The 1,821-nt window shown below is 70.8% G+C and carries 3 protein-coding genes; all 3 read right to left on the bottom strand.

Annotation, left to right across the window (positions count from 1 at the left end):
• The coding region (locus tag ABNT58_RS17860; protein ID WP_348754793.1) for a tripartite tricarboxylate transporter substrate-binding protein at window positions 1-296 on the bottom strand (296 nt) is incomplete at its 3' end.
• Window positions 297-385: 89 nt separating this feature from the next.
• Window positions 386-553, bottom strand: coding sequence for a hypothetical protein (locus tag ABNT58_RS17855; RefSeq protein WP_348754792.1), 168 nt, complete (start codon window positions 551-553; stop codon window positions 386-388).
• Window positions 554-711: 158 nt separating this feature from the next.
• A partial coding sequence (locus ABNT58_RS17850; protein WP_348754791.1) for an ABC transporter ATP-binding protein occupies window positions 712-1,821 on the bottom strand: 1,110 nt, incomplete at its 5' end.

Raw genomic sequence — 1,821 nt, 5'->3', positions numbered from 1 at the left:
CCCACGGTGCCCATCAGCAGCGTGTGGCCGTCGGGTGCCGACTTGGCCACTTCGGCCGCGCCGATGTTGCCGCCCGCGCCGGGCTTGTTGTCGACGATGAAGGGCTGGCCGAACACCCGCTGCAGCTCGGGCGCCAGCGCACGCGCCAGGATGTCGGTGGTGCCGCCGGCCGCGAAGGGCACGACGATGCGCACGGGCTTGCTGGGCCAGGCGGCTTGCGCCAGCACTGCGAAGGGGGCGGTGGCCAGCGGTGCGGCGGCCAGCGCGGTGAGCCAGGTGCGGCGGGAAATGCTCATGCCTTGGTCTTTCCTTGAAACTTCAGTGAAAGACCGAGTTTGCAGCAGCGCACGGCGCTGCCCGCCGGGGGATTGCCCTGCCGGAAGATTCAGCGCTGGAACACGAAGGACATCTGCCCCGGTGCGCGCGACGACTGCAGCACGCGCGGCTGCGCGGGCCGCACCACGCTGCGCGCGGCGCCGGCCTGCGGGCTGCTGGGCAGGGTACGCGCGGCGGGCGGGCTGGCGGGTTCAGGCCGCGGGGTGGGCAGGCTCATGCGGTGGGGACTCCTTGTGCAGGCAGGGCAGGCTTCGTGCCATGGCGCCAGCACGTGCATTGCGTCACGCAGGCGCACCCCGGTTGACGCGAAGTGTCACAAGCGCCGCACGGGCACCGACGTTTTGCGTCAGCCAGCGCCTGCGCGGACAGGAAACGTCAGCCCGCCGGTTGCCAGCCGCGGGGCACCGCGGCCAGCAGGCGCTGGGTATAGGCCTGCTGCGGCGCCGCCAGGATCTGCTCGGCCGGCGCCTGTTCCACCACCTCGCCGTCCTTCATCACCAGCACCTCGTCGCTGATGAAGCGCACCACCGCCAGGTCGTGGCTGATGAACACATAGGCCAGGCCCAGCTCGTCCTGCAGGTCCTTCAGCAGGTTCAGCACCTGGGCCTGCACGCTGACGTCGAGCGCGCTCACCGCTTCGTCCAGCACCAGCACCTCGGGCTGCAGCGTCAGGCAGCGGGCGATGGCGATGCGCTGGCGCTGGCCGCCGCTGAACTCGTGCGGGTACTTGCCGAAGGCGCGCCCGTCCAGGCCCACCCTGCCCAGCAGCTGCCGGGCCAGCTGCTCACGCTCGGCCACGCTGGCGCCGATGCCGTGGATGGTCATCGGCTCGACCAGCGTCTGGCCGATGGAAAAGCGCGGGTTGAGCGACGCATACGGGTTCTGGAACACGATCTGGATGCGCCGGCGCATCGCCTGCCGTTCGCGGTCGGTGAGCGTGAGCAGGTTCTTGCCGTCGAAGATCACCTCGCCGCCGGTGGGCTCATGCAGGCGCAGCAGCGTCAGGCCCATGGTGGTCTTGCCCGAGCCGGATTCACCCACCACGCCCAGCGTGTGGCCGCGCCGCAGCTGGAAGTTGACGCCGCGCACCGCCTTGAACTCGCGCTTGCCGAACAGGCCCTGCGGCAGGAAGAAGCTCTTGGCCAGCGAGCGCACTTCCAGCACCACCGGCGCCTGCGCATCCTTCGGGCGAGCCGGCGGCGCCGCCGAGGTGGGCTGGCCGGCGATGTGGTCGTCGATCACCGTCAACCGCGCCGGGTTGTGGGTCAGGCTGGGGCGGCAGGCCAGCAGCGCCTGGGTGTAGGCGTCCTGCGGCGCGCTGAAGATGCGGGCCACCGGCCCCTGCTCGCGCACCACGCCATGGCGCATCACCACCACCTGGTCGGCGATCTCACCCACCACGCCCAGGTCGTGGCTGATGAACAGCACGCTCATGCGGTGCTTGTCCTTCAGCCGCGCCAGCAGCTCCAGGATCTGGCGCTGGAT

The organism is uncultured Aquincola sp. (assembly GCF_964001545.1).
Lineage (GTDB): Bacteria > Pseudomonadota > Gammaproteobacteria > Burkholderiales > Burkholderiaceae_C > Aquincola.
This window is presented reverse-complemented; position numbering and strand designations above follow the sequence as displayed.

What these genes read in the sequence shown, in the direction of transcription:
- ABNT58_RS17855 (WP_348754792.1), bottom strand. Translation starts at nt 553, where the DNA reads ATGAGCCTGCCCACCCCGCGGCCTGAACCCGCCAGCCCGCCCGCCGCG.